Below are 19,899 nucleotides of genomic sequence, written 5' to 3'. Positions count from 1 at the left end.
CCGCGTCAAAACAAGTACGCCGAGGTACAACATCACGTAGCATTCCCTCATTTGATCGACCACGTCTTTGGTGGTATTGAAGTCCGCCTGAGTTGGCTTAAAGATTAGCTGTAGGGGATGGTTCCCGGGTGACGTTGTGACAAAAGAAGAACGGCTTCGCGTCCTGATCCAACGATTTTCTGGTCTGCACTTCTTCAAACCGGTGTTCTCAGAAGCACTCGAGCAGGAGTTCAGACGAGATTTGGGGGCCTTCCGCAGCAGACGGCAGTGGCTCGAGAGTTCCATAAGCACCGTGCTTTACGTAGCATTTGCAATCATCACTCAGCTAGCCGCGCCGGAAAGAATTAGGTTAGCAACTCAGCTGCGTTTTGAGTTCGTGTTACCGCTGCTCTTTATCTTCACCTATGTGCTCCGGTCTCGCTTGCCCCTGTGGTTCCGTGAAACTACCCTCCTGATCGTGTCAGTCGCTGCAGGATCGCTCGAGATCTTTCCCCGCCTTCATCATCCGGACAGCGGTGAGTACACGGCGCACGTCGCCGTACTCGTCGTGCTGATTTTTGTCAATACGGTGATGAGGGTGCGGCCCTCCTTCGCAGTGGCCGCATTTGCCTGGGCGATCAGTGTGGAGTGTGTGCTGATCGGTTTGGAGCCTCAAAGCAGCCGGGCGTTTGAAATGTACCGGGTAGCGCTGATATTGGGCGCCGGTTTCCTTACTGTCATTTCAAACTATGGTCAGGACAGGGAGGCACGGTTGGCCTTTTTGAAATTTGCGCAGAAAGATAGGCTCGCCGGCGATCTCGCGCAATCCAACCAGCGCCTTGCTCAAGCCGCCTCTACCGATGGTCTGACAGGTCTGGCAAATCGATCTTCCTTTGACGCTCACCTGACTGACTTGTGGTCTAGACCCGAGCTATCAACCGAAGAGTGCTCAATTGTCATGGCAGATATCGACGACTTTAAAGGGCTGAACGATCGCTACGGCCATCTCTACGGAGACAGGGTGCTCAAGCGCGTGGCGCGTCTGATGGCTGAGGCCTTACGCGGTGAAGATGACTTCATCGCCCGCTATGGAGGCGAGGAATTCGTGGTTGTCTTGCCAAACACCTCAATGCAGTTAGCGTTGCGAGTCGCCGAACGTCTCCGCGGCCTTGTCGAACTGGCAGGGCTTCCGGCCGTGCGTACAGGCGACCCAGACCTACACGGTTTGCGGGCCACCATCTCCTGTGGCGTCTCGGCGGGCATCCCCGCCCTCATCCCTGAGGCATCCGCACTCCTGGGTGCGGCCGACGCGGCTCTGTATCGCGCGAAGCGTGACGGCCGGAACCTTGTGCGTGAGTGGCGTGCGTTCAGTCCAAACACGGCCTCTGAAGAGCTGGTGTAAAGCCTGGATGAATATGGAAGCCGTTTGGAGGGGTTTTGGGTAAGGTCCAGCTCGACAGCAAGACGAAACGCATTCGATATCAGAAATGACCCGCATGAGGCCGTGGTGCCCTCTATATCTTGAGGGGCGGTCAGCGTTCCAGCTGGACGCATGCGCAGCAATCACAGTAGCGCCGAAGTGTGTGTCCCTGCGCCTAATCGAATCCATGGTTGATGAGCAGTCGACGTTGCTTATTGTCGTCGACGCCCTCGACCATCATTTCCAAACCAAAGCCAGAGCGAGACCGTTAAAGCTCAGACAGGTTTTGCTCCAGGATCTCTTAGCATCTCTTCCGGGGAGGTGCGATCGAGCCCGATGTTGTCCAGCTTGTAGTTGCGAAGATGGGCATGCTCATGAGAACGAGCGTAATGATTGAGACCAAGCTTTCTTGCGGTCCCAACTTTTGATCGTGCAACAATCGGGTAGGCATAAGCCATCAACTTAGCAAGAGACGCCTAGCCCAGCCATTCCGGTCACGAGAAGTTGAATCGCTATTCTTGATCTCATCGCCGCAAGATATGCGGGCGATCAAAAAAGTATCCCTGGAAGTGATCCACGCCGAGAGCGACAAGACGCTGCATAGTCTCTTCGTCCTCCACTCCTTCCGCAGTGACAATTATTTGTAACTCTTTAGCGATCGCAATGGCCGCCGCGGCTAGATTGCGATCGATGGGTCCGATGCGCAAGCCATTAACAACCGTCTTATCAAGCTTGAGCCCGTCGACCTGCAGCAGTTTAAGGAAGTGGAAGGAGTTGTAGCCGGAGCCGAAGTCATCGAGAATTACGAAAACACCGACTTTACGCAGTCGTTGCAACAGTTGAAGCTCATCTGCACCCCAACGACCCCGCTCTGACTCCGTGATCTCAATTCTCAATCGACCTCCGAGCGTTGGTCTGGCGTTGAGCATGAGAAGCAGGTCTTCGCAGAAAGACGGAGTGCTCAACGTGGTGGCGCTGACATTGACGGAAATGAAGCCGCCAATCTGGTTGCTTACCGCCGGATCCGCTTCCATCAGAGCCAGGATGTGCATAGCGTGCTTGCAGACCCAACGATCTAAGGATCCCATTAAGCCCATCCTTTCAGCAGTGGGTAGAAACTCTTGGGGAGAGATCACTTTGTGTTCATTAGTAATGAATCGAATGAGGGCTTCGGACCCCAGCTGTTTCCCGTCTCCGTCGACGATGGCTTGGAAGTAGAGCTCTAATCGTTCCGAGTCTGGCGCAGATTCGGGGCTAAGCGCTCGCCGTATACGTTGGAACCAGCCCAGGTCGACGTGAGTCTCAGAGATAAGCACGTCATCGAAGGCAAAGAATTGATATGTTCCTCGTCCAGATCGCTTCGACGCATAGCATGCAGTGTCAGCCTGGGCGAGAACGTCCTGGACATCCTCTTCAGCTACGCCAAGCTGGGCGATACCGATACTGATGCTCAGACTGTAGCTTCTTGAACTACTGACGAAGCGGTACCTGCTGATCTCTTCTGTGAGGCGCCGAGCCAACGCGGCGGCACTTTCTTGAGAAACGCTGGAGAGAATGAGCACGAATTCATCGCCGCCGAAGCGTGCAAGGAAATCGGACTCTCTGAGTCGTTCCGCTATCAATTCGGAGACCTCACGAAGCACCTGATCTCCGGCAGGATGGCCGCAGGTGTCGTTGATTACTTTGAAGTGATCAAGGTCCATGTAGAACAAGAAGTGTTCACAAAGCCCCGGTGCTGTTTTGGCAAGAGTGATGACGCGCTTGATCTGTTCTTCCGCTGCCTGCCGATTGGGTAGGCCTGTCAAGGCATCATGAGTGGCTTGGTAAGTGAGGCGCTCTGCCATCTGAAGATTATCGGCCGCATCCTGGAAGACGAAAACGGCGCCTACGATCTCGGACGAACTGCTGCGCACGGGAGCCGTTGAATCAAAGATCGGCCGCATATTCCCACTGGCAGTTCGCAGTCGAGCGAATGCTGGGATCTTGATTGCGATCCCCGTATTCAGCGCTTCCGTCACCGGATCGTCTAGCAGGTCTTCTCCTCTTGGTTTATGCAATACAATGACGTCCCAAAAGGGTCGACCCAGGATCGCGCTGCTGTCATATCCGAGCATTCTCAGCGCCGCGTCGTTGCAGAGCGTGACTATGCCGTTTTTATCGGTGCGGATAACTCCGTCAGCGATCGAAGACAGCGTGATCTGAGCAAGTTCCTTCGCTTCAAAGAGTTCGTCCTCTCGTTCTTTACTTTCGCTGATGTCCAGACATTGTCCGATGTAGTGGATCGGTCTTCTTTCAGCATCCCTCAAAAGGCTTAGGCTTACTCGCGTCCAGACCGGTCTGCCATCGCTCCTCAAATAGCGCTTTTCGAAAGAAAGATTGTTTACTTGACCAGTCCAAAGACGTCGAACGGCATCCTCTGTCTTGTCTAAATCATCTGGATGTGTGATCGCTGTTGTCGTTTTCTGGAGAAGCTCAGCTTCCTCAAAACAGAGCAGACTGCAAAGAGCAGGATTCACAAGAATGATCTGTTTGTTGATTGACGCGAGGATCAGCCCACTCGGACTGTCGCGAAATAACATTTTAAAGCGCTCTTCGCTTTCGAGTGCCGCGGAACGTTCGCGGGCTATGGCGTCGAGGTCATACAAGACGCCGGAGAGGCTCGTCAGAATGCCATCTCGGAAGATCGGTCTTGCAGCTGCAAATATCGAGACGCTCTCTCCATCTCTGCGATGGAGCCGGACCCGCACCCCAAAGTCCTTGTGATCCGGCGTTGCCTCATCCACTGCGTTCTGCAAGACCAATCGGGACGCTGAGTCGAACATCCCTAGGGCACGTTTAAGCTGCGGACTGTAGCTCTTGGGATCTGTTCCACAGATGCGATGTACTCCCTCGGACCACCACAACTTCCCCGTCGAAATATCGAGGCTCCAAGTCCCTGCGTGAGCGCGCTGTTCGAGCAAGGCAAGAGCGGTTTGCATTCGGATAGTCTAGGCGCAATTGGTTGGGATCGCCTGTGGTCGTATTCGAGAAGGTTCGCTAATGAAGCAGACTGCGTGCTGGTTTTCGATGGGCCGAACTTCCTGTGAACTAAGATCTCAGGACTTTGGCGACGCTTAAAGGTAGCGGGAGCAACTGCGGATCAGGTCCTTTATGGGCGAGCGTTCAAATGTCAGCCCATTCGCGAAAGTAGACGCTAGCAGATTGGATTGAAGAACAGACACTCGTTCCGCATCGCTGCCGCTCGAGAAGTGTTGGGCAGTTGCTAATTGATCCGTCAAGTAGCAGGTTGCGTCGAATTCCATAAGGTGCGCTTATGTGGATGAGAGCAAGCACATCCTCCTAAGCGCTTCGCTCGTCCGCACCATTGGCAAGATTTTGTCGCCCTTGATGAACACCAGCTTACCGATGGCATTCATCGGAGCAGAGACGTTCGGACGGAGTGTTTATCGATCGTAAACCCTTATCCATCAGCTTTATTTTTGGAAGATCGGTCTTAGGCGAAACTCAGACTCAGATCCTCAGCGATCGCATCCGTCTCTGAGGTGGTGAGCGCCACGTAGGAGCCAATGCTAGCAAGCGATCCATAAAAGACATCGAAGGACACCGCCGAACTGTGTCGGGCCGCCGCAAGTAGGAGTTCTGTCGTTTTGACCACCTGCAGTGAGCTCCGCTCACCATCACTCTGCAGGAAGACCTCAGAGTTGTTGTGATCGATGCGCTTCGCGTGGAGGGTTCCGCCTGGCATTTGTGAAGACTAGCTGACTCCCGTTGGACGCGCACTCCCTCCTCGGTGGAATACGTCGCTATGACTTCGCGCAGCCTTACTGAGATTGAAGACTTGCATATGGGTGGAAACATCCCCACGGCCTGTTCTGGAGGACACTGCGCCGAGTGTGCGACTCTGCTCAATAACCCGCTTTGGAATGTCCAAATCGCGATGTGTTCTGCTGACCGCGACCTTCCGACCGTTTTGTGAATCAATACTACTGCGCCGATCCGCCGGACCTGACGGTTCCGTTTGGAGCTGATCTCTGGGTTTCACGCTGGCATTCAAACCTACAAACGCGGTGTGGCTGTCAGAAGGATGGTCTGGCTTGGGCGGTCTAATGCACGCCCGGTCCCGCCCAATCTTGCAGAAAAAATCCATAATGTCTTATCGCGTGAAGAAGCTCCTTGGGCTGCAGAGGTTTGGCAAGCACGGGATATTGCTCTCTATGGCTCTCCATTGCGTAAAGAAAGCTTGCTGAACCGGCTTGGCCTGTAATAAGCAGCACTTTGCAAGTGGGACAGCGACCCCTTAGGTCGCGAGCCAACTCTGTGCCTGAAAGGCCCGGCATCACGATATCGGACACCAGTAGATCTGGACTCAGAAGATAGGCACATGCAAGAGCTTCAAATGGATTGGTGAACGCAGAGGCTGTGAAGCCCTTCATTTCGAGAATGGCGGCCAGCGTCGAAGCTATCAACGGCTCATCATCTACGACGAATACTCGTTTGCGGGCGTTATCCACTTGAGCCACATCCGTTTCTGCTTCGGCTTAACTCTCCTACTTCGTTAAGGTTCCGACGCCCGAGATTAACTGTCTGTGATTTCCGTCACTTGCCAGAGCAACGGCAACACCACTCTATGGATTATTTTCGCCTGCTGTTCGATTAACTTGCAGTCATGGCGTCTCGGAATGAACTGACGTATGTCCACCTGGGAGAAGACCTTGCCCGTTGGTCCGCGACCTGCGCCGGTGAGTACTGCGCTGCGTGCGGGACTTGGCTCGACGACAGCCTTGAAATGTCACGTTTACGGCTCTGTCGAGCCTGCTGGCCAGATCCTAGCCAGGCATGTCATGCCGTCTACGCCTACATCATGGGAAGGGCGAACGAGGCGTGGACGCATTGCTTTTGCAATGCTGATACACAGGATAGTCCGCTCAGCTCGTGGTCAGTGCAGGCACCAGCGACGAATGCCTAGTGGTCATCATCCAGATGGCTCGGGCGGTCAAACGTCAACATGGCTAAGTACGCGGCGACACTCTGCCATGCCGGGACCATCATCTTCCTCAACGAACGGCAATATCGGGCAATGGCGAAATAGTACTCGGGGCCCGCGCAACGGGGCCGAGAAGGGCAGGGCGCTGGCGGGAGGCTCAAAACAGCGATGCAGCATCGTGTGCACATGCGATTTTTGCGGCAGGCGGAAGACTGGTTCATCCGTTTTGACCAATCTGACTGGTGTGCCGACCTGCAAGAGTTCACGCTTCGGGCCCCAGTCAAGCTAGAGAAGCTTTTTGAGCGCGCTGGTGATCTACCTTGACTTGGCAGGAAAAAAGAGTTGGAAATGGGCTGCGTACGGCATTGTGAAGAGATTTGGGGACCAAAGGAAGAGGAATACGCTCAGCTGAATCGCTCCGACTGGACATCGTCTAGCTAGGTTCGGACTTCCAGAAAACTCGCCGAGAGTCAGCGCGGTCTGCGATGACGTGATCTTGCCCAACCAGGCAGGCTCGTTAACGCGATGCCCATTGCTGAACGGAAGGAGATCACGATCTTTCGGACCGCTTAGAATCAGACTTTGAAAACGGCCCACAAACATCCGGTAGCAAAAAACTTCCTCTCGGCCCCTAACGTTTAGAACTCAAAGATGGACTTCGAGTGCATTGGCCCGGAGTCTTCAAATGAGCTTTAGCGGGATTGTATTGAGCAGATGCGACTATTTCAGCGCTAGGATGACATCATGATCTCCAATGCGATGTCAGCGCAGTATCGTGGTGTTATGGATGCTCATCACGCACTGGATGCCATTCGGCAGCCAATGCATCGGTGGGCGCACGTTCAATCGATTGGAACGAATGCCCTTGGGCTAGACCGCCGACTGATAAGGAAGCGAATACTATTCAGAAAATGCTTCAAACCGCGAGGATCACCCCACACCGCAGAATGAAGATTCGGGTGACTTCTTCGATGGGTGGCGCATCCGACTGGCCATGAAGCAACTTCAGGGACTGTGCCCTCAGGGTGACTTGCTTCGACAGATCTGGCTGAAACGAGCCTCGATCCAAGCAGGCCCTTCCTTACCTTCTCCCGAGTGGGCTGCACTGATCGCTCATTTGGCATCTTGTGCTGAATGCTCGGACCAAATCTAAGACCTGCAGCCGACACGGGTGGTGAAGTCTCGAAGTTCCGTCGTTCTTTACGTGCTTTCTTGCCTGGAATTTCGGAACGTTTGATTCAACTTGCGCCTCTCCTCGCCGTGCCACGCCGCATGCTGAACACGCGCAAGCTTTTCCGCAATCGCTATGCAGATCAGGTGGTTAAGGCTCGAACCCTCAGCTAAGGCCAGTGCATTTAGGCTTTCTCGCATGCTTGGCGGCATACGCAATGGATAGCTGGGACCCTTCTTCATTTACTTCTGCACCTACCTTCTCGGCATCAGGCCAAAGAAATAAAATATGACAGCTCAAGGAAGGCGAACTGCCCGGTACCCGACGAAACTCGTAGATTGCGCAATCTTGCTGTAAGCGTCGGGCGGTCCTCCGGGTAGCGGGCAGAATGTTATGTTGGCGGTCGACAAAAATGTGCTTTCGTCGCTTCTACGACGCACAGGATGTTACCGATGACAAGAATCCTAAAGGCCGAAGTGATCGCCGATTGCGTTCTGATCACGTTCGCCGACGAGAGGGTGCTTCTTCTCCGGAGCGAACAGCTTCACAAAGATGCAATTCCCGTTGAAGAGCTTCTCCGGAATCTCCGTTGGAGCGATCTCGATGTCAAACCCAAGTGATGCCTTGGATGTGTCGTGTCGAGTAGATCCCATCAGGCGTAGCTGAGGCCGAGATCCGCAGCCATGGCGTCGATGCCTTCGCTGGTTAGTGACGCGTAAGAGCCGACCTGCGCTAGTGCAGCGTAAAAGGTGTCGAAAGAGTGCGCCGGACTATGGCGAGCTGCTGCAAGTAGAAGCTCGGTCGTTCCGATGGTTTTCGCTGGAGTCCGTTTCCCGTTCCCCTTCACGAACACCTCAGACATGTTGTGATTGATTCGTTTGGCATGTAGGGTGCCGTGGTTCATGGGAGGGAGCGTACAGGTTTTCAGATCGGTGCGCATTCGCGCAGCCGACACTCAGTAGACAGATCAAAAGTTCGTTTTGGGTACACGCAAAAATATCGAATGCAGCTAACCCTCGCGGACAGCTGCGATTCCTTTGCCGCTGCTGAAGCTCGATCACATCAGCGAAACCGGACCTTCAATTAACGAGCCACGTGGCGACTCCACCGTGGTGCGAACACGTTCCGCTCCGATGCTGACTAAAGCTGTAAGCGCCATCCCCGCACTTGGCTGTCGAACCGGCAGGAGCCGATGGCGCGGCCATCGGTGTACGCACCCTATTGCCATCCACATTGCTGTAATGCTGCCCGGAAATCGGTCCCACTGAGGAAGTGATTCTCGGTCGTGATGTGAGAGCAGGCTTCGGCTGCGCGGTTTGCTGCGCAAATGCGAGGCCTGGCAAAAATATTACGGCGCTGACAAAGCGGAAAGCTTTCACGTCGGTTCTCCCAGGCGGATGTCGCTGAGCTTACGAGGTCTCTACCACGAGTTGCAATCAAAATGCACAGGGACGACTAGACGCATTCATTCTCATGACTATTCCGCGCATCGTCGCTCAACCGACAGAAGCCCAAGTCCGATGGGCGTATCACTAAAGAATGCAAACGCTTTGCCCTAACGGTGCCGCCCTGCAGTTGACATGGCTCAATGAGCCTACGAGTCCGGGAGTCACCTCTCACGTTTCGAAGGAGTAGGCTGCGCTGCGTGCTCATGTGGAGAGTTGTAAGGCGTGCAACTACGGCCTTCTAGGGAGATAGAGTGGACTTCAAGGACCGCCTGTTGGCGTTTGTCCAGACTTCCGCCTCTCTTCACCGTGCCAAGCTGCATGGTCAACACGGGCGATCTTTTCGGCAATCGCGATACAGATCATGTGGTTCAGAGAGATGCTTTCTTCCAAGGCCATCGCAGTCATTTTTTCGCGCATCGTCGGTGGCATGCGTAGGGGGTAGCTTAGGCTTCTTTTAGTCGACATGCTACACCTCGGTGAGTCGCTCGGATGCCTATGCGATACGGAAGGGTTCCTCGCGGCGCGACTTTCTATAATGACAGCGAAGTATTCATCACCATTGACCGTGTCATGGGTCGTCGGGTCAGAGGGAAGGGTGAAGTCGAATCCCTAAGCTTCTGAAGTCGAAACACGCGTACGCGTCAACCTTTGCACTTCTTCGAGGAGGCCCGTGGGGCCAAGGCCGACCGAGAGCGTCTCGCCTGGAAAGTCCTGATCGTCCTCGCTACCTCGCATAAGCGTCACGGTAGGTAAAGCCGGGAATATGTCATTGACCATCCGAGTTGCAATGAGTCGATCCGGCAAGCTATAGCTGCTGCAGACAACAACCAAAGCTGGTGCTCCGCTTAGCAGCGAAGCCCTGAGTTGCTCGAGCCCTAGCGCAATGGCTGTCCTATACGATTGAGACTCCAAGATCCGTGCACGGGCTCCCATAAGTACATTGCTAGTCCCGGTTATGAGAACGAGAGCCACAAGAGGAATAGTCTCATTCCTTCTGTGCGAGGTCTCGTCGATCTGGCGAGGTTGTGCGCAATGAACAAGGAAACCCGACTTGCACAATCTCATAGAAGTCGAGCCCCCGCGCGAAGTCGAGCATTTTGGAAACTCCATCAATGAGCTCCACGCGATCCGTGGATGACTTTCGCGTTTCCGTCGCCTAGCCTGGACAAATGGCTCATGCGTCGAAATCGCGCACAGAAATCCTGCATGCCGACATGGGTGAGGACCTTGCACGGTGGTCCGCCGCCTGCACCGGTGAGTACTGCGCTGCGTGCGGCAAACGACTGGATGACAGTCTCACGGTGACATGGCCCCGCTGCGTCGGCCCTGCTGGCACGATCCTAGCCAACGCTTCCACGCGGTCTACACCTTCATCATGGGAATGGCGAACGAAACGTGGACGCTCTGTTCCTGCGACGTTGATCGCCAGGATGGACGCCTTGGCTTGTGGACGGTGCGTGATACCAGCGAGGAATGCTTGGCAGTCGTATCCCGCTGGCTCAGACGGTCAAACGTCAACATGGCTAAGAGCCTGGCGACGTTCGGTCACACTGGGAGCAATACGAGGGCGTCGCCCCAGACGACTCGCGCCTGGAGCCATACTGGGCCTTGGCTGAGGAGCTGGATCTTCCGGTCGCCATCCATCTGGGACCGGGGCCCCCGGGCGCACCCTACTTGGGTGCACCCAAGCACCGCATGAGCTTGGGCGATCCACTGCTCTTGGAACCTGTTCTGGCCAAGCATCCCAGATTGCGCCTCTATGTGATGCACGCCGGCTGGCCAATGGCGGACCACATGGTCGCCCTTATGTGGTTTCCGCAGGTCTACGTCGACACCGCTGTCATCGACTTCACGCAACCGCGTGCGGAGTTTTGGACGTACCTAAAACACTTGGTTGATGCCGGCTACGGAAAGCGGATCATGTTCGGTTCCGACCAGATGGTGTGGCCGGACGCGGTCCCCTCAGCTATCGATTCAATCCGGAGCGCACCGTTCCGTCTCCGTAGAACGCGGATGTCGTCAGTTGATGACGAATCGCGAACGCGCTCAGCCAGAACAGGCGGACCTTGGACGTTCATCGCCCTATCATTAAGTGTGAGGCTGTGCGAGCCTATAAGCTTCAACAAGCGGGTCTTCGTATGGGGTCAACATCGGGTTTGCTCTGCTCGACGTAGGGATGATCAGAACTCGAGACGCATTCCGACCTGGCCTGTACGGTTCCCACCAAAATCCGATCCGCGAGATTGGGTGATTTTGCCAAAGCTGCTGGAGGTCAGATCCAGCGTTGGGTCGGCAAGATTGGTGTGGTTCAGTACGTTCGTAAAAGTGCCCTCGGCGCGAAGACGTAGGTTCTCCCGGATTTGGAAGTAGCGGCTGACGCCGCTGGAGAGATTGATCGTGCCAGGACCGCGCAGGTCGCCCACGGACTCCGTTCCGAAGCGTCCGATGGGCAGCGAACCAACACCCACATCGCAGGTGGAGATTGAGGCCGGATCACTGCTGCCCGGGCACGCGAAGGCCTTCTGGTTAAACCAGTCGTCGCGCATACGCGCGCCGCTGTTTGCATCGGCAATGCGATCCGGCCGTTGATTGGCGCCGCCCACATAAGTCCCGGAGCCCGTGCCTGACGGATCGATGGCGCCAGCCGGGAAATAAGCCGTCAGAAAAGGCCCACTCTGCAGGAGAAGGATGTTGCTAACCTGCCAGCCGCCAAGGAGGGCATCGGCTGCCCGGTTCATGCCGTTGCCGAAGCGGCGTCCTCGGCCCATTGGCAACTCGTAGATCATGGTTGTCAGCCAGCGATGCTTCCGCGTTGCCGCTACGTTGCCATAGTCCTGGTGGCGATTGAAGCTGTCCGTCGCGCTGTAGCCGCCCTGCTCATCCACAAAGCCCGCCGAGTTGAAGTTGCCCGCGCTGCCCTGGTTGTCCGACAGGTTCTTTGCCAGGGTGTACGTCGTGTCGAATGAGAGACCACCGCTCATACGGTGCGTGAACTCTACCTGCAGCGACTGGTAGTTGGCCGTCGCGGAAGAACTGCGATCGGTGACCTGGTAGAAGTTCGGGAACGGGTACTCCGTCTGCGCTGCCTGAGAGGAAAGGCGCGTACTGGAACGTTGCAACTGGTTGAACTGCGGCTGCCAGGTGAGGTGCAACGTCTGCAGGCCCACGTAGGAGATCCGACCGCCGAGGTTGTGGCCGAAGTCATGATCGAGGGAGAGGTTTGTCTGCAGCGAGTACGGATCGTGCCAGTTCGGATCGACTGCGCTGTAAAAGTACACGCTGCCGACGGCCGGTGCGAACTGTCCGCTGGCGGTGGTGTTTGGGAAGGTAAACGTCGGCGGTACGAACGTCGCGGAGCCTGCTGTGTTCGATCCGGTGGAGTATTGGTTGGTGAAGGTCTGGTAGTTCTGCTGCAGCGTCTGCGCGAGCGCATAAAATAACGCGCCAGTTGTGGTGATGTTGAAGTAGCCGGCGCCGCCGCGCAGTACGGTTCGATCGTTGCCGAAAGGCCGGTACGCAAATCCGAACCGCGGCATCAGGCGTAGCTGCGGGTTCTTGCGCAGGCCTGCCGGTAAGCCTGCTTCAACGTTGCTGATCACTGGCGTGCAAGCCACACCGTTGACACTGCCGCCCGTGGCGTAGGGGTTGGAGACACCGGCAACGGGACAGGCGCTGACGTTGGCCAACTCCTGCACGTCGAGCGCATTCGCAAAGCCTGCTGGATAGATCAGTCGCCCGGTGCGCGCGATGGACGGATCAAAGTTTCCGGCGAGTCCGTTCGTCGAAGCCAGTGCGGGGTGAAGCTCATAGCGCAGACCGGCAGTAAGTGTGAGGCGCTCCGAGGCCTTCCAACTGTCTTGTACATAGAACGCGTAGCTGTTGGTGCTCGCATCGTTGTCCTGTCGGATGTTGTTGCTTTGATTTTGATAGGGAACGCCGATGAGGAAGTCCGCGAACTGATTGCCCGTCGCTGTGTTGTTCGCGTCGAAGAGGAAGTTGCCGTAGTTGATGGATAGCGTGGAACCTCCGGCCTGCGTGTGCGCAACCAGGTGGCGGAGGTCGAAGCCGACGCGCACGGTATGTGCACCAGCGGTGTACGTCAGATTGTCGATGTACTGGAAGACGCGTGAGCGCTCTTCATAGCCGAGGCGCGAACCGATGGATGTGACCGGCGCATCGCCACCGTTGAAGTTCAGGTGTGGAATGCCGTTGAAGAAGGGCGTCACAGCGGTGGTGAGGCCGGTGCCTTCGGTGAAGCCGAGTCCATCGAACGGATTGCTGTTGCCGTCCTGCTCCAGCGTGAAGCCGAACTTGAACTCGTTGGCCAGATGTTGCGTGAGTGCGTAGTTGAAGTTGCTGGCCAGGATGCGGTAGCGAGCATAGGCCGTGCTGTTGGGGAGTGTCAGGTCGGCCGGTTGGCTCTGGTTGTTGTTCTTCCAGGAATAGCGTGCGGAGACGCTGCCTTTGCTGCCCACAGCCTGATCGCCGCGAATGTCGAACTGGTTTGAGTTGATGTCATTCCGTCGTGATGCGAGGTAGTTGTAGCCACGATCGGCGACGGCTGCTGAGGTGGAGAGATTGGCGTCGATGTTGGGGTCCGGATAGAACTGCAGGAACTTTGCGGAGACCGGGTTGATGGCGACGCGATTGCCGGCGTATATTCCGCCGGTGAAGGGATTCTGTAGCGGCGTTGCCGTCTCCTGGGAGAAGTCGCCCTGCTTCATGCGCACCGTTGGTACCGTGCGCTGCAAGGGGATGGTCTGCGGAAAGCGAAGGCCCTCGTAGGCGGCAAACAGAAACGTGCGGTTGCGTCCGTTGTACAGGTGCGGAAGCACGACGGGCAGGCCGACGCTGCCGCCGAAGTCCTTAGCATCCTTTTGCGGCTTGGTGCTCCGGTCTGCGCCGTACGGTGTCGCGTCCAGAGCGTCGTTCTGGTAGTAGAGATACGCAGAACCATGTACGTTGTTGGTGCCGCTCCTGGTGATCGTGGTGATCTCGCCGGGCTGCCCGTACTCTGCGTTGTTGTTCACGCCGTCGACGCGGATCTCGGCGATGGATTCCGCGGAGGGAAAGGCATCTGCCTGTACGTTGTTGCTGGTCTGGTTCTGCGCGGAGATGCCGTCGACCGTGGTGTCAGTCTGTGAGGGCAGGCCACCCTGGATGGAGTAGCGCACCGTCGGCGCCGGATGTGTGGAGGGTTGGGGCGGGTAGGCTCCACTGTCAGGCTGCACACCTGGCAGAGCCTGCACGACACTCAGCGGTGATGTGGAGCCTGCGCCGCGGTAGTTCGCCGGTAACGCGAGGACGGCTTCGGGCGTGAGTGTTGCGGAGATCTGTGCATTATCCAGGTTGATGACACCGGCCTCGGAGGCATTGACCGTTACTGCATCGCTGGCGCCGCCCGGCTTCAGCGTCACGTCATACCGCAGTTGCTGGCGCGCCTGCAGGCTCACGCTGGTTGCAGTGGTAGGGGCGAAGCCAGTGGCCTGCACCATCACGTCGTAGTGGCCTGCTTCAAGATTCACCGCTGTGTAGTTACCGCTCGCATCCGTCGAGACGACGCGACTGCTGTTACTTTCCGCGCGGTGCAGACGGATGGTCGCGTTGGATACCTGTGCTCCACCGGCGTCCAGTACGGTACCGGAGATGCCGCCGAGTGTGGACTGTGCCATGGCAAAGGGTGCAGAGGCGAGACAGACAGCGGCAAGAAACAACGGCGAACGATTCATTCGGATCCTCAGAAAACAATCAATAGCTGGAGTTAGCGAACTCGCATGGGAGTCATGAGGGAAGAGGTGTGAGCGGAGCCGTGCCCCGCCTCGAGACGCATACGGTGGTGCCAGAGCGCGGTCAGCAACAAGCCAGAGGTGACCGAGGCAACAGCACGCCCCATCCAAAGCCCAATCGCGCCATAGCCCATGGGAAATGCTAGAAGATAGGCCGCGGGCATGCCCAACGCCCAATTGCAGAACACGCTGACCCACATGGGCGTGCGTGTGTCGCCAAGACCGGTGAGCGCAGAGGCCTGCACAACGAACGCCGCATCGCCGAGAATGAGGATGCTGCACAACCAGAACAGCGGCACAGCGGCAGCGACCACATGCCCATCATTGGTGTACAGCGATGCCAGTCGATGCGCGAAGCCAAGGAACAGGATGGTACTGAGCGCGCCATAGCCCAGCGCCAGCACGAGCGTTGCATTCGTGGCACGCTGCACGCCGCGAAGGTCGTTGCGTCCGGCGGCCTGACCCACGCGAATCATGGCGGCATATGACAGACCGGTGGGGACCATATACACAAAGGCGTTGAGGTCCAGCGTGACCTGGTGCGCGGCCAGCAGTGTCGTTCCCAGTCGAGCAGCCAGCAGGGACATAAACGTGGAGATACCGAGCTCCAGCGAAAACTCCACGCCAGACGGCCAGCCGATCCGCAGCAACGCACGCAGCCGCATCCCATCCGGGCGAAGCATGGCAAGGCGTGGCGTGAGATTCATCTGCTGGAAGGCAAGGACCACGCCGGGGATCAGGACCAGTAACATCCAACCGCGCACGATGGCCGTTGCCCAACCTGAACCTGCAATGCCCATGACGGGCATATGCCAGTGTCCGAAGAGGAACAGCCAGTCAAACAGCAGGTTCACAGCGCCGGCTGTGATCAACGATGTTGTGATGAGCGCCACCCTGAGGACTGACTGAAGAAAGCGTCGCAGCGCCATGTACACCATGAGCGGCGCGGTGGACCACACCAGAGCCCGTAAATACGCCTGCGTCGCCTCGGCAACTTCGTGCGACACACCGAGCCTGGGCAGGAGCCCGCCGAAGCCAAGCGTCAGCAGCATGACTACAGGTGTCGCCACACCCACAATCCACATGGATTGGGCGAGCATACGCACGCACTCCGTGCGATCGCCGCGGCCCGCAGCCTGGGCGATGTAGGTCTCAAGTCCATTCAGCAGGTAGATGGCGAAGAAGACGATGGCGTAGTAGATCGTATTGCCCAGGGAAGATGCGGCGATGGAGACTGCGGAGTGCGGCAGCCTGCCGATCATCAACGCATCGACGATGTACGTTGACATCCATCCCAACTCACCCAGCGCCAGCGGCAGGCCGATGCGCGTGCAGCTTCGGACTTCACCGAAGAAGGTAGAAGATGAGGGCACAAGACGTTGAGGTACAGGCACCGCGCTGTCCGCGCTATGAGAGGACGATGAGATGGCACTAGCTCCAAACTGTGGCAACCGATGAAAGTTCTGATGCCGTGTGAGTTAGTCACTTCGTCCGGTGGTTTGATGCCAGTGAAAGGTCCGCTGAGTTCTGTTTCAGATGCAAACAACAGTTGCCGCCACGTCTCTGGCTCCGGCGTTTCGCCTTATGCCGGACGCATCAGAACGACAGGAAGAGAGGGGTTCCATGCAGGTCGTCATTCTCTCGCCGCATCGCGATGACGCGGCGTTCTCCTGTGGTCTCCTTCTAGCCCGTTTGCTTCAGGCAGGTCACTCGCTGTGCATCGCGAATGTGTGCACGATCAGTAGTTACGCGCCATACCTTGCGGTTGGCGAGGGGGATCGAGCACAACAGGTTACGAAGGCGCGACGCGAAGAAGATGTTCGATTCGCCGACCGTCTTGTGACGGGTGCGAACAGCGCTTCTTCTGTCAGACGGATCGACCTTGACTGGCAGGATCTCCCGCTCCGATGGCAAAAGGATGACAGCGCCTCGCTTGCACCGAGTTCGTTACGGCCGAGGGAGGTAGAGGCCTTGGAGGAAGCGCTCAGAGGCCTGCCCTCCGCAGACATTATTCTTTGTCCGAAGGCGCTCGGAGGACATTTGGATCATCGCCTCGTCTGCCGCGCAGCACAAAGGGTCTTTCAGGCTTCCTCAATGGTCTTCTATGAAGATCTTCCATACGCGTGTGGAAAGTTGGCCAAGTCGTCATCGGAATTAGGTGATCTGGATGGTTTCGAGGAGGTGTGGCTAGGCACAAAAAACGTCGAACCAAGGTTGAAGCGAGATCTCTGCCTCAGCTACCCGTCGCAGATTGACGAGGCTGCTGCTGCCGCTATGGAGCATTACGGACAACTTCACGGCGGTGAACGCTTTCTGGCTCTGCCAGGGACCCTGCAAAGGCTGCGATCCGCGCTCGCTGGTGTGGGAGTTGTTGCGTGACAAGTGGCCATCGACCGGTCCCAGAGATCTCGATTCTTATGACGGCGCGGAATTCCGCGCCCTTCGTTGCGGAAGCGATCGAGAGCGTACTTAAGCAGGAGACGGCGCGCACCTGGGAACTACTCTTCGTGGATGATGGTTCCACCGACGCGACACTTTCCATTGTGACTATCATTGCCGATCGTCATCCGCAGTGCATACGTGTTCTGACGCATGACGGAGGTCATAACCGTGGCATCAGCGCGTCCCGGAACCTTGCGTTGAGACATGCGAAGGGCCAGTCGATCGCTTTTCTGGATTCGGACGATGTCTGGCTTCCACATCACCTGGAGACGATGACCTCGTTGTTGGACAGCATGCCGGAGGTAGCCATGGTCTACGCTGCGGCGGAGCGGTGGGTGGACGCCTCGCGTCCCTTTGACGAAGAGGCAGCGCGAGCAGGACAGTGGGGTAGCAACTACCTTCCGCCGCTGGTACCGGAAGGCGAACCATACGGCCTGCTCCCGCCCGGACAGCTTCTTGAGTGGTTTCTTCAGGACGAAAGCCTGGTGCCATGCATTTGTACAGTCCTAGTTCGCACGGAAATCGCTCGCAGGGTCGACGGCTTTTGCGATAGCTTTGAAGGACTGTACGACGACCAGGTCTTTCATGCGAAGGTAGCTGCGCTTCACTGGGTCTTTGTGCACGACGAGTGCGTTGCAAGATATCGGCAACATATCGATTCATGCTGCGCTCGAGCTCGAGCTGATGAGGAAAACGAACGACATCTCCGACATAGCTTCGACTTATTTCTGGCGACCGCGCTAGGGATCAGACCGTGATTGGTCTTCTAAAACGTTCGCAGGCACAACGCAAGCCGCGAGGCTTTTCTTTCGGGGCGCAGCAAAGATCGCCCTGTCAACCACAACTTAGGTCCAGACGTCTGCATTTAGCACATTGGCTTGGCGGGAATCTCGGCAATTCTGATGATCGCGCCATGGATCTTCCCGGGAGCCAACTCGCAATACAGTCATTGAGGCGGTCGCACCGGAAGGCGGCATCTGAACGCGATCCGGCCGCACCTTCCCGAGAACAGCGCTTATAAACTCCTAGATCAACAGCACGATTCCTTTGCTCTACATATGCCCTTTCAGGCTATATGGCCGTCTTTGCTAATTTCTTCGCTACGGCCCAACGCTTCTTCTGCGCAGCAGCAATACGTGCCTTACCCTCAGCGCTCATGCCACGTTTCACAGCCTTGACATGCGGCACGGTTGCGGCTCGCTGCGGAGCACTCGCTATCTTCTTAGGGCGTCCGGGACCACGCCTTATGGCGACAGGGACGGAATAGTCACTCAAGATAGAACGGGCCTGCATAAGCTTGCCAATTTCTGCATCGATCGCGGAGAGTATTTCGGTAGTGTTCATCATTCTATTTTACGAGAATCCGATGCACGAGCCAGGAGCTGATTCGCCGTATCGATAGACGTGGCGCCCGATGCTGGCTGAAACTGGCGGTACGGTCCCTACACCAAGCCGTTGCACAGCTTGCCGAGCACCTTGGCCCAAGGCGATCTGAACGCGTTTCCAAGGCTTATCCTGCGAGCGCAGTGTAGCCAGCTCGGAAAGGGTGCTCGATGCTGTATCGGCTGATAGTCGGCGTTCTCGTTGATCTGCACTCGTAGGAGCCGATTTCAGTCAGCGAGTACCCTAACTCGGACTTACCGATGCTTCTGTCCATCCAAGCGCCACCCCCGCGGTGAATGACTGAGGACTCATGCCAGACGGAGGCTCGTATGTGCTCCAGTAGCCGCAGCAGTACAGTCCTCAGATTGAACGGCTTGCGGCGTTACCTCACGATGACGATCGCGTCATGGGGCGGGTGTGCCTGTAAGACTGTTCCTAATTAGGGGTCAGATGTTCGCTAGCCATCGAAACTCATAGTCGAGTCAAGAACGTCATGAGCGCCTCGTCCGTCTTCCACGCCGGTCGGGCTCGCCCTATCGCCAACCTCTCAAGTTCGGAGCGGAAACGTTCCGGTGTGAATGCCAGAAACTCTTCGGCCTTCGTCAGCCTTGCGTAGCCCATGTACGCCGACAAAGCCGGCAGCAAGACATTCAGGTCGGCCCCCGACGCGATCCAATACTTTATGCGATGGACAGCGAACGTAGACCGGAAGTCCTGAAGTCGCGGTGTCTGTCCATGCGGACCCATCCCGACATCAGCCAGGTTCCGCAGTCGTCGGAAGCGCACGCAAAGACTCTTTCTATTCAGCGCCTGCCCCACAGAGGAGCGCAAAAGATGAACGTCTCGGGAACTGCTTCGAAGGGATCTCAAGTACTCCGAAAGCAGGTCTCGTAATTGTGCACTTATCGGCAACACACGTCCGCGCCGGCACGCTGTGGCGTTTAGGTTGATCTCGCATCGTCTGAGATCGAGATCCGATGTTCGCACCGACAACAATTCGTCCACAGTTGTCCCAGTGGCATAGAGCAGTATCAGCAGCATGCGCAGGGTATCGGCGCTCAACTCTACCCCGGGGGAGTGACATCGTGCCGTTGCTGAAAGGAGCGCCTTCACCTGAGTGTGCGTGTATATGAATGGCACGCGGTAAGTCTCCGGCTTCGGAGGGGCGGTGAGCGGAAGCGGAGGCATCAGCCCGCGGTCGGCATAGTGGGCAAAGAAACATTTCAACGCACTGAACTTGCTTACACGCGTGACTGACGTCGTCGCGCCCATACTTAAAAAGTTCG

General features: G+C 56.8%; 14 protein-coding genes and 2 pseudogenes. 4 read left to right on the top strand and 12 right to left on the bottom strand.

From position 1 onward, the window contains the following. Positions 1-136 precede the first annotated feature (136 nt). Complete coding sequence (locus tag BLW03_RS04620) at positions 137-1,381, top strand: GGDEF domain-containing protein (protein ID WP_074652558.1); 1,245 nt, start codon at positions 137-139, stop codon at positions 1,379-1,381. A 542-nt stretch (positions 1,382-1,923) separates the two neighbouring features. On the opposite strand, the gene BLW03_RS04615 is transcribed toward BLW03_RS04620, so the two are convergent. The 7 genes from BLW03_RS04615 to BLW03_RS20785 all read right to left on the bottom strand — a co-directional run bounded on the left by BLW03_RS04615 (position 1,924) and on the right by BLW03_RS20785 (position 10,523). After that, entirely contained in the window at positions 1,924-4,377 is a 2,454-nt protein-coding gene (locus BLW03_RS04615; RefSeq protein ID WP_083350327.1) for an EAL domain-containing protein, read from the bottom strand. Between the two features lie 515 nt (positions 4,378-4,892). Beyond that, complete coding sequence (locus tag BLW03_RS04610) at positions 4,893-5,144, bottom strand: hypothetical protein (RefSeq protein ID WP_074652556.1); 252 nt, start codon at positions 5,142-5,144, stop codon at positions 4,893-4,895. Positions 5,145-5,502: 358 nt separating this feature from the next. Beyond that, complete coding sequence (locus BLW03_RS04605; protein ID WP_074655777.1) at positions 5,503-5,910, bottom strand: response regulator; 408 nt, start codon at positions 5,908-5,910, stop codon at positions 5,503-5,505. A gap of 2,108 nt (positions 5,911-8,018) precedes the next feature. After that, on the bottom strand, positions 8,019-8,207 hold the full coding sequence (locus BLW03_RS04600; RefSeq protein ID WP_074652555.1) for a hypothetical protein: 189 nt from the start codon (positions 8,205-8,207) through the stop codon (positions 8,019-8,021). Further along, positions 8,207-8,458 (bottom strand): hypothetical protein, encoded by a 252-nt coding sequence (locus BLW03_RS04595; protein ID WP_074652554.1) that lies wholly within the window; start codon positions 8,456-8,458, stop codon positions 8,207-8,209. The genes BLW03_RS04600 and BLW03_RS04595 overlap by 1 nt, the downstream gene beginning before the upstream one ends. A 175-nt stretch (positions 8,459-8,633) precedes the next feature. Continuing rightward, positions 8,634-8,933, bottom strand: coding sequence for a DUF3761 domain-containing protein (locus BLW03_RS21295; RefSeq protein WP_074652553.1), 300 nt, complete (start codon positions 8,931-8,933; stop codon positions 8,634-8,636). A gap of 1,431 nt (positions 8,934-10,364) precedes the next feature. Continuing rightward, positions 10,365-10,523 carry a hypothetical protein gene (locus BLW03_RS20785; protein ID WP_212733132.1) on the bottom strand — a complete coding sequence of 53 codons (159 nt, stop codon included), beginning with the start codon at positions 10,521-10,523 and terminating at the stop codon, positions 10,365-10,367. Positions 10,524-10,571: 48 nt separating this feature from the next. Here BLW03_RS20785 and BLW03_RS21290 point away from each other — a divergent pair. Beyond that, positions 10,572-10,946, top strand: a pseudogene (locus tag BLW03_RS21290) (amidohydrolase family protein); the annotation flags it as partial. 236 nt (positions 10,947-11,182) lie between these two features. Here BLW03_RS21290 and BLW03_RS04575 read toward each other — a convergent pair. Both BLW03_RS04575 and BLW03_RS04570 read right to left on the bottom strand, forming a co-directional pair. Next, a complete protein-coding gene (locus tag BLW03_RS04575) occupies positions 11,183-14,731 on the bottom strand; it encodes a TonB-dependent receptor (protein ID WP_074652550.1) in 3,549 nt (1,182 codons plus the stop codon). A 32-nt stretch (positions 14,732-14,763) separates the two neighbouring features. Beyond that, positions 14,764-16,161 carry an MATE family efflux transporter gene (locus BLW03_RS04570; protein WP_244501962.1) on the bottom strand — a complete coding sequence of 466 codons (1,398 nt, stop codon included), beginning with the start codon at positions 16,159-16,161 and terminating at the stop codon, positions 14,764-14,766. A 163-nt stretch (positions 16,162-16,324) separates the two neighbouring features. On the opposite strand from BLW03_RS04570, the gene BLW03_RS04565 reads away from it, so the two are divergent. Together BLW03_RS04565 and BLW03_RS20995 are read left to right on the top strand one after the other, a co-directional pair. Then, entirely contained in the window at positions 16,325-17,167 is an 843-nt protein-coding gene (locus BLW03_RS04565; RefSeq protein ID WP_074652549.1) for a PIG-L family deacetylase, read from the top strand. 38 nt (positions 17,168-17,205) lie between these two features. After that, a pseudogene (locus tag BLW03_RS20995) lies at positions 17,206-17,502 on the top strand (glycosyltransferase family 2 protein); the annotation flags it as partial. Between the two features lie 234 nt (positions 17,503-17,736). Here BLW03_RS20995 and BLW03_RS20990 read toward each other — a convergent pair. From BLW03_RS20990 to BLW03_RS21285, 3 genes are all read right to left on the bottom strand, one after another. After that, complete coding sequence (locus BLW03_RS20990; protein ID WP_244502219.1) at positions 17,737-17,883, bottom strand: hypothetical protein; 147 nt, start codon at positions 17,881-17,883, stop codon at positions 17,737-17,739. Between the two features lie 418 nt (positions 17,884-18,301). Continuing rightward, positions 18,302-18,574, bottom strand: a complete 273-nt coding sequence (locus BLW03_RS20775) for a hypothetical protein (RefSeq protein ID WP_074655775.1) — start codon at positions 18,572-18,574, stop codon at positions 18,302-18,304. Positions 18,575-19,084: 510 nt separating this feature from the next. Next, entirely contained in the window at positions 19,085-19,801 is a 717-nt protein-coding gene (locus BLW03_RS21285) for a tyrosine-type recombinase/integrase (RefSeq protein ID WP_432279822.1), read from the bottom strand. Positions 19,802-19,899: the final 98 nt, after the last annotated feature.

Source organism: Terriglobus roseus (assembly GCF_900105625.1).
GTDB lineage: Bacteria > Acidobacteriota > Terriglobia > Terriglobales > Acidobacteriaceae > Terriglobus > Terriglobus roseus_B.
Note: the sequence above shows the minus strand (reverse complement) of the source record. Positions and strands in the feature narration are given on the sequence as shown.

Coding starts and splice junctions, on each gene's coding strand:
- BLW03_RS04615 (WP_083350327.1), bottom strand. CDS start 4,377: ATGCAAACCGCTCTTGCCTTGCTCGAACAGCGCGCTCACGCAGGGACT.
- BLW03_RS04610 (WP_074652556.1), bottom strand. CDS start 5,144: ATGCCAGGCGGAACCCTCCACGCGAAGCGCATCGATCACAACAACTCT.
- BLW03_RS04600 (WP_074652555.1), bottom strand. CDS start 8,207: ATGGGATCTACTCGACACGACACATCCAAGGCATCACTTGGGTTTGAC.
- BLW03_RS04595 (WP_074652554.1), bottom strand. CDS start 8,458: ATGAACCACGGCACCCTACATGCCAAACGAATCAATCACAACATGTCT.
- BLW03_RS20785 (WP_212733132.1), bottom strand. CDS start 10,523: ATGTTGACGTTTGACCGTCTGAGCCAGCGGGATACGACTGCCAAGCAT.
- BLW03_RS04575 (WP_074652550.1), bottom strand. CDS start 14,731: ATGAATCGTTCGCCGTTGTTTCTTGCCGCTGTCTGTCTCGCCTCTGCA.
- BLW03_RS04565 (WP_074652549.1), top strand. CDS start 16,325: ATGCAAACAACAGTTGCCGCCACGTCTCTGGCTCCGGCGTTTCGCCTT.
- BLW03_RS20990 (WP_244502219.1), bottom strand. CDS start 17,883: ATGTTGCCGATATCTTGCAACGCACTCGTCGTGCACAAAGACCCAGTG.
- BLW03_RS20775 (WP_074655775.1), bottom strand. CDS start 18,574: ATGAACACTACCGAAATACTCTCCGCGATCGATGCAGAAATTGGCAAG.
- BLW03_RS21285 (WP_432279822.1), bottom strand. CDS start 19,801: ATGCCTCCGCTTCCGCTCACCGCCCCTCCGAAGCCGGAGACTTACCGC.